Source organism: Corynebacterium sp. HMSC08F01, from assembly GCF_001807545.1.
Classification (GTDB): domain Bacteria; phylum Actinomycetota; class Actinomycetes; order Mycobacteriales; family Mycobacteriaceae; genus Corynebacterium; species Corynebacterium coyleae.
In genome coordinates this window covers 63,353-70,346 of the sequence record NZ_KV789291.1, presented here as the reverse complement: position 1 = coordinate 70,346, position 6,994 = coordinate 63,353, and the positions used below count along the sequence as shown (strand labels likewise).

The window sequence follows — 6,994 nt, the reverse complement described above, 5'->3', positions numbered from 1 at the left end:
TAGCAGACACACATTTTGTCGCTTAACCCACAAAGCACAAAAGAAACGGGCCGAATCACTGCATTTGAAGTAAATGCAGGTCATCGACCCGTTGAGGTGGTCGGGATAACAGGATTTGAACCTGCGACCTCTTCGTCCCGAACGAAGCGCGCTACCAAGCTGCGCCATATCCCGGTTGTATCTGCAGGCTCTCGCCCGCGGTACTGGCAACACATTACCCCCGGGTGGCGATTCGGCCAAAACACCAGGTAGGTCGGCCTATTCTCCTCGCTCCACCACGCGGATCAGGCTCGCGGACGGCGGGCAGAACAGGCGCACAGGTGCGTACTTGGACTGGCCGAGCCCGTTGGATACCTCCATCCACATGCGGCCGTAGCGGTGCAGGCCGGAGGCGCGTTCGCGGTCGATGTCGGCGTTGGTGACCAGGGCGCGGCCACCGGGTAGGCAGATCTGGCCGCCGTGGGTGTGGCCGGCCAGGGCGAGTTGGTAGCCGTCGGCTTCGAAAGCATCGAGTACGCGCCGGTAGGGGGCGTGGAGCAGGCCGATGGTGAGGTCGGCATCACGGTTCGGCGCGCCGGCGATGGATGGGTAGTCGTCGAGGTCGTGGTGCGGGTCGTCGACACCCGCCAAAGCAAGGCGCACGCCGGAGGCCTTGAACTCCAGGCGGTTGTGCGTGGCGTCGTGCCAGCCGCGCTCCATGAACGCGGCGCGCATGCCTTCCCACGGCAGGTCCACGTACGACGGTTCACGTTTGGCGCCGGTGAGGTACTTCAGGGGGTTGACGGGGCGCGGCGCCCAGTAGTCGTTGGTGCCGAACACAAACGCGCCGGGGCGGTTGAGCAGCGGGCCGAGGGCGTCGAGCACCCAGGGCACGCCACCAAGGTCCGACAGGTTGTCGCCGGTGTTGATCACCAGGTCCGGGTCGAGCGCGTCCAGGCCGGAGACGAACTCCACCTTCTCCTTCTGTCCGGGGATCATGTGGAGGTCGGATACGTGGAGGATGCGGAACTCGTTACGCTCGCGCAACACGCCTGGCTCCAGCAGTGGCAGGGTGTATTCGCGCAGTTGGAAGTTGTTGCGTTCGGTGTACCCCCAGGCGAGTGCGGAGGTTCCGGCGGCGAGGGTGGCTGCGGCGGCTTTCTTCAACGTCTTCACTCGCACCACTGTAATCTCGCAGGCATGAGTGCATTGAAAGACCAGATCCGCGCAGACCTTAAGGAAGCCATGAAGGCGAAGGAGAAGGAGCGCACCGGCACGATCCGCATGCTGCTGGCGGCGATCCAGACCGCTGAGACCGAGGGTGCGAAGCACGAGGTTGATGATCAGGAGATTCAGAAGATCATCGCACGTGAGATTAAGAAGCGTCGCGAGTCCGCCGAGATCTACCAGACCAACGGCCGCGACGATCTCGCCGAAACTGAGCTCGCCGAGGCGAACATCCTCGAGGCGTACCAGCCAAAGCAGTTGACGGACGATGAGCTCGCAGTGCTTATCGACGACACCGTGGCCGAAACCGGCGCCACCTCCATGGCGCAGATGGGGCAGGTCATGAAGGCCGCCACCGCCAAGGCCGCCGGCCGAGCCGATGGCAAGCGCATCTCCGAGGCTGTCAAGGCCCGCCTGAGCTAGCCAGCCGCGTTAGTTGTTGCCGAAGGCGTTGGCGATGGCGTCGCGGGCGTCGTTAAGCGATTGCTCGATGCCGCTGAAGTCCGGCGCCGGTGGGGCAGCGGGGCTCGGGGGAGCAGACGGGGACGGGGATGGGCTCGGCGCGGTGCTGGAGGGGGCCGAGCCGTCCGAGACGTTCAGGGTGATGGTGGAGCCGCGCGCGAGCGACTCGTCCGCCGGGGTGATGGACACAACCTGGCCGGCGGGGGCGCCGCCGCCCGGCACCGTCTTCAACACGACCTTGTAGCCCTGGGCCTCCAGCTGGGATTTCGCGGCGGAGGAGTACTGGCCAACCACGGAGTCCACGGCCGCGCGGCGCGCACCAGTCTGGTACTTCGCGCTCGCCGCCGGAAGGCCTGAGGCCGCGCCGGGCACACCCGCGGCGGCCTGGAACCAGGTGTTGGCTGCCTCGTTGCCGCCGAAGAGGTTGCCCACGCCGCACTGGCGGACCGGGGCGGTGCACAGCGGGGTGGTTTGGGTGCCGTCGTTGAAGATGTACGGCGCCGCAGACATGCCCAGCGTGAAGCCGAGGAACGCGGAGGACTGGTGCGATTCCGTCGTGCCGGTCTTCGCGGCGGTGGGTGCGCTCCAATGGTTGCGTTTTGCGGCGTCGGCGCCGGTGCCGTCGATAATGTCGTGCGACATGCCGGCAGCCAAGGCGGCAGCGATCTCCGGGTCGATGGCTTGCTCGCAGGCAGGACGGTCGATGAAGACCTCACGGCCGTTCTTATCGGTCACGCTCGCGATCGGGTTCGGCTCGCACCAGCGCCCGTTGGAGGCCAAGGTGGCGCCCACGTTGGACAGTTCCAGCGCGTTGACGGCTAAGGGGCCGAGGGTGAACGAGCCCATGTTTTCTTCCTTGGCGGCCTGGGCGATGGAGCGGCCGTCCCCAAACGAGTTGTCGTCCTTGTAGGAGCGCAGGCCCAAGCGCACCGCCAGATCCACGACCGGGGCAACACCGACGGTCTGAATCAGCTCAATGAAGGTGGTGTTCGGCGATTGTGCAAGCGCGTCTTGCAGGCTCATCTTCGGTGCATAGACGCCGGCGTTTTCTACACAATATGCACCCGGCGGACAGTTCGCGGCGCCGCCTGCGCCCATGCCGTACACCACGGAACGCGCCGGTGTGTTCAGCATGGAGTTCAGCCCGTAGCCCTGCTCAAGCGCGGCGGCTGCGGTGAAGATCTTGAATACGGAGCCTGCGCCGTTGCCCACCAGCGACACAGGCTGCGGCAGGATCGTCTGGCTTTGGTCCAGGTCCAGGCCATAGAAGCGGGAAGACACCATCGCCTTGATGTTGCGCGAGTCCGCGCCGGGCTCCACAATGTCCAACACCTGCGCCACGCCTGCGGTGTGCGGGCTGACGTTGTTGCGCACCGCGTTAAGCGCGACCTGCTGGATGTTCGGGTCCAACGTGGTCTTGATGGTGTACGACCCGTTTTTGATGGTGTCCAGGTCCAGGCCCTTTTCCGCCAGGTAGCGCAGGGCGTAATCGCACATGAAGCCGTTGTCGCCGGCGGTGATGCAGCCTTCCGGCAGTGTCTTCGGCTTGTCCAGAATGCCTAACGGTGCGCCCGCCCAGCGGTCGGCCTCGGACTGCTCGATGTAGCCCTGAGCGGCCATGTTGTTGAGCACTACGTTGCGACGACGCACCGCCCCTTCCGGGTTCGTATACGGGTTGAGCGCCTCCACCGACTGCAGCAGGCCCACCAGCATCGCAGCCTGGGCCGGATTGAGCTTGGCGGCACTGGTGTCAAAGTAGGTCCGCGCGGCGGCTTCGATGCCAAAGGAGTGCTGACCAAACGACACCAGGTTCAGGTACCGGGTAAGGATCTCGTCCTTCTCCAGCGTCTTGTCTAGATCGGATGCCATGCGCATTTCGCGCAGTTTGCGGGGGATGGACTGCTCGGTTGCGGCGAGGGCTTCTTCTTCGTTCTCAGCATCGATGAGCCAGAGGTAGTTCTTCACATACTGCTGGTTCACGGTGGACGCGCCCTGCTCCACACCGCCGGCCAGCACGTTGGTCACCAGCGCGCGGGCAAAGCCCTGCATATCCACGCCCTCGTGGACGTAGAAGCGGCGGTCCTCCGTAGAAACCAGCGCGTCCTTGGCGTACTGCGAGATCTGCTCGCTGGGTACCTCATAGCGGCGCTGTTTGAAGATCCACGCCATGGGTTTGCCGTTGACGTCCGTAATCGTGGTCACGCCCGGCACGTCGCCGTGGGTGAGGTCGGAGAGATTGGACTGCATGGTCTCGTCGGTACGCGCAATTGCGGCACCCCCAAGACCTGCGATCGGCGCCAGGCATAACGCCATGACGAGCGCTGATGCGACGACGGCGACCAGCAGGTTTCCTAAGCTTTTCAGGGCAGACACGCCAACACCTTAATTCAATCTGTGGCGTGGGGGAATACCATGCTCCCCCCAAAAATGTGATGCATTCGACATGGAATTTCCTGTGTGATTCCATTTACATGGGATCGCTAATATGCGGTCGATTGTATAAAAGGAGTCCGCTCCGCTTCCGGATAGGGATAGGACGTCTAAGGAGACGCACGATGACCACGAGTTTGAAAAAGGCACCGGCAACTAACCTGCGACCGACCACCTCCAAGAAGTGCGACTCCACGGGAACACTGGTCTTCGACCGTGGCGAGTGGGTCACCCAGGCCCAGTGCCGCGGCGGCGACCCGGACGCACTCTTCGTCCGCGGTGCCGAGCAGCGCAAGGCAGCAGCCATCTGCCGCGCCTGCCCGGTGATGACTGAGTGCCGCGCAGACGCACTGGATAACAGGGTGGAATTCGGCGTATGGGGAGGCCTGACCGAGCGTCAGCGCCGCGCAGTACTGCGTAAGAACCCGCACGTGAAGGACTGGGCAACCCACCTGTCCAGCGGCGGCGAAATTATTGGCCTCTAGGTAGGGTGAATCCCATGAAGAAATGGGAATACGCAACCGTTCCGCTGTTGTCGCACGCCACCAAGCAGATTCTGGATTCTTGGGGTGAGGACGGCTGGGAACTCGTCGCAGTCACCCCGGGTCCGAACCCGGACAATGTTGTCGCCTACATGAAACGAGAGGTTGAGTAAATGGCACAGTGGTCTGAGCGCCTGAAAGAACTGGGCATTGAACTTCCGACCGTGGCCGCACCCGTGGCCGCATACGTCCCAGCAACGCGCACCGGCAACCAGGTGTGGACGTCCGGCCAGCTGCCGTTCGTGGACGGCAAGCTGCCGGCCACCGGCAAGGTTGGCGCCGAGGTATCCCAGGAGGATGCATACGGCTACGCCCGCCAGGCTGCGCTGAACGCGCTGGCTGCAGTGGACGCACACGTGGGCATCGACAACGTCGCCCGCGTGGTCAAGATCGTGGGCTTCGTGGCCTCCGATCCGGCATTCACGGGGCAGCCCGCCGTGATCAACGGTGCATCCGAACTGGTGCAGGAGATCTTCGGCGAAGCCGGTGCACACGCACGTTCCGCAGTCGGTGTTGCTGTTCTTCCGATGGACACCCCGGTTGAGGTCGAGATTGTCGTGGAGCTCGAAGGCTAGTTTGCCCATCGGCGCAGCCGTGACGGGGTAGGGTGGGAGCCATGAAACATCCCGCATACAGCCAGCTGCGCCCTGTGACCCCCAACGCCGCGGTGGTCCTGGTGCCGAACCCCAGCTACGCGGCGCTCGAGGGCACGAACTCTTGGGTGATCCGAGGTGAGGGCGACGAGGCGAGCATCGTCGTCGACCCGGGTCCGGCCGATGAGGGTCACCTCAACGTGCTGCAGGCAAAGGCCGACAAGGTCGCCTTGATTCTGTTGACTCACCGTCACCACGATCACGCAGACGGCGCGGAACGGTTCCGCCAGCTCACTGGCGCACCGGTCCGCGCCCTTGATCCGTCTCATACCTCCGGCGCTGAGCCACTCACCGACGGCGAAGTGATCTCCGTTGAGGGGGTTACCCCGCGCGTGAAGGTCGTCGCTACGCCGGGCCACACCAGTGACTCTGTGTGCTTCTTCGTCTACCCGGGCGAAGACACCGACGGTAAGCCGGAAGGCATCATCACCGGCGACACCATTGCGGGTCGCCACACCACCATGATCTCTGAGACCGACGGTGATCTGGGTGCGTACCTGGACACCCTGGAAATGCTCGAGGAAAAGGGCAAGGGCGTTCCGCTCCTTCCGGGGCACGGCCCGGAGGGCGAGGACCTGTCCGTGTATGCCCGTAAGTACATCGACCGCCGTAACCAGCGCCTGGATCAGATCCGTCAGGCGTTGAAGGAGCATGGCGATAACGCGGACATCAACACGTTGGTCGATGCGATTTACGACGACGTCGACCCGGTCCTGCGCGGTGCCGCAGAACAGTCGACGCGTGTGGCGTTGCGCTACCTCAACGCCAAGTAGCGGATTCTCGACCCGCCGCGGGCGCCTCCGTTAGCGCGCGCGGCGAGCGAGGTGCTCAGTGTTAACAATGAGCACGCTTTTACCCTCCAGGCGGATCCAGCCGCGGTGAGCGAACGTGGCCAATGCCTTGTTCACCGTCTCACGCGACGCGCCCACAAGCTGGGCGATCTCTTCCTGGGTGAGGTCATGGTTGACGCGGAGCGCGCCACCCTCATGTACACCGAAGCGGTTTGCCAGCTGCAGCAAGGTCTTGGCTACGCGGCCAGGCACGTCGGTGAAGATCAGGTCTGCCAGCGACGCGTTCGTGCGGCGTAGGCGGCGGGCCAGCACGCGCAGCAGCTGCTGGGAGATCTCCGGGTGGTTGTCGATCCACTCGCGCAGCATGGTGGAGTCCATGGTGGCGCAGGTGACGTCCGTGACGCAGACTGCGGAGGAGGTACGCGGGCCGGGGTCGAAGATGGAGAGCTCGCCGAACATGTCGGACGGGCCCATCACGGACAGCAAGTTTTCGCGACCGTCCGGCGCATGGCGGGCAAGTTTAATTTTGCCTTCGACGATGATGTAGAGGCGATCGCCGGGCTCGCCTTCGTCGAAAATCGTGGTGCCCTTCGGGAAATCCACGGTGTCCATATCGTTGATCAGCGCGGCGACCGCGTCAGGGTCGACGCCCTGAAAGATGCCGGCGCGGGCAAGAGTGTCTTGAACGCCTTCCATGAGTCCTCCTCAGACTGTCGCTCACGCATTCTGCGTGGGATTGGTCACGAACGGTGCCATTAGCGGTGACCGTCACACAAACTGGAACTCTACCAGCTCAACTAATCAGTGCGATAGTCTTTCCGCGACTGGGAACTGTGCTAGTCGATGACCGCTGCTTCCACACGCTCCATGCAAAGCGGAAACACCCCAAGCACAAGCGGAATCAGCGCCA

8 protein-coding genes and 1 tRNA gene are annotated in these 6,994 nt (G+C 63.7%); 5 read left to right on the top strand and 4 right to left on the bottom strand.

What is annotated here, in order from left to right; genetic code table 11:
• Positions 1-97: 97 nt before the first annotated feature.
• Positions 98-174, bottom strand: a tRNA-Pro gene (locus HMPREF3171_RS03755).
• 84 nt (positions 175-258) lie between these two features.
• Complete coding sequence (locus HMPREF3171_RS03750; RefSeq protein ID WP_371327135.1) at positions 259-1,146, bottom strand: metallophosphoesterase; 888 nt, start codon at positions 1,144-1,146, stop codon at positions 259-261.
• 33 nt (positions 1,147-1,179) lie between these two features.
• On the opposite strand from HMPREF3171_RS03750, the gene HMPREF3171_RS03745 reads away from it, so the two are divergent.
• The gene (locus HMPREF3171_RS03745; RefSeq protein WP_070483025.1) at positions 1,180-1,629 is read left to right on the top strand and encodes a GatB/YqeY domain-containing protein; all 450 of its coding nucleotides are present in this window, start codon (positions 1,180-1,182) and stop codon (positions 1,627-1,629) included.
• A gap of 9 nt (positions 1,630-1,638) precedes the next feature.
• On the opposite strand, the gene HMPREF3171_RS03740 is transcribed toward HMPREF3171_RS03745, so the two are convergent.
• Positions 1,639-4,041 carry a transglycosylase domain-containing protein gene (locus HMPREF3171_RS03740; protein ID WP_070483022.1) on the bottom strand — a complete coding sequence of 801 codons (2,403 nt, stop codon included), beginning with the start codon at positions 4,039-4,041 and terminating at the stop codon, positions 1,639-1,641.
• Positions 4,042-4,223: 182 nt separating this feature from the next.
• Between HMPREF3171_RS03740 and HMPREF3171_RS03735 the strand changes: the two genes are divergently transcribed.
• From HMPREF3171_RS03735 to HMPREF3171_RS03725, 4 genes are read left to right on the top strand one after another with little or no spacing between them, the layout of a single operon-like run.
• Complete coding sequence (locus HMPREF3171_RS03735; RefSeq protein ID WP_070453009.1) at positions 4,224-4,583, top strand: WhiB family transcriptional regulator; 360 nt, start codon at positions 4,224-4,226, stop codon at positions 4,581-4,583.
• 14 nt (positions 4,584-4,597) lie between these two features.
• Positions 4,598-4,753, top strand: coding sequence for a Sp36 family protein (locus HMPREF3171_RS11840; protein WP_092101229.1), 156 nt, complete (start codon positions 4,598-4,600; stop codon positions 4,751-4,753).
• Complete coding sequence (locus tag HMPREF3171_RS03730) at positions 4,754-5,215, top strand: RidA family protein (RefSeq protein WP_070483019.1); 462 nt, start codon at positions 4,754-4,756, stop codon at positions 5,213-5,215. It abuts the gene before it with no gap.
• A 41-nt stretch (positions 5,216-5,256) separates the two neighbouring features.
• Positions 5,257-6,066 carry an MBL fold metallo-hydrolase gene (locus tag HMPREF3171_RS03725; RefSeq protein WP_070483016.1) on the top strand — a complete coding sequence of 270 codons (810 nt, stop codon included), beginning with the start codon at positions 5,257-5,259 and terminating at the stop codon, positions 6,064-6,066.
• 30 nt (positions 6,067-6,096) lie between these two features.
• On the opposite strand, the gene glxR is transcribed toward HMPREF3171_RS03725, so the two are convergent.
• Positions 6,097-6,780, bottom strand: coding sequence for a CRP-like cAMP-activated global transcriptional regulator GlxR (glxR, locus tag HMPREF3171_RS03720; RefSeq protein WP_070421549.1), 684 nt, complete (start codon positions 6,778-6,780; stop codon positions 6,097-6,099).
• Positions 6,781-6,994: the final 214 nt, after the last annotated feature.

Excerpts from the sequence above, each read along its gene's own strand:
- HMPREF3171_RS03725 (WP_070483016.1), top strand. The coding sequence starts at position 5,257 with ATGAAACATCCCGCATACAGCCAGCTGCGCCCTGTGACCCCCAACGCC.
- HMPREF3171_RS03735 (WP_070453009.1), top strand. The coding sequence starts at position 4,224 with ATGACCACGAGTTTGAAAAAGGCACCGGCAACTAACCTGCGACCGACC.
- HMPREF3171_RS03745 (WP_070483025.1), top strand. The coding sequence starts at position 1,180 with ATGAGTGCATTGAAAGACCAGATCCGCGCAGACCTTAAGGAAGCCATG.
- HMPREF3171_RS03730 (WP_070483019.1), top strand. The coding sequence starts at position 4,754 with ATGGCACAGTGGTCTGAGCGCCTGAAAGAACTGGGCATTGAACTTCCG.
- HMPREF3171_RS11840 (WP_092101229.1), top strand. The coding sequence starts at position 4,598 with ATGAAGAAATGGGAATACGCAACCGTTCCGCTGTTGTCGCACGCCACC.
- glxR (WP_070421549.1), bottom strand. The coding sequence starts at position 6,780 with ATGGAAGGCGTTCAAGACACTCTTGCCCGCGCCGGCATCTTTCAGGGC.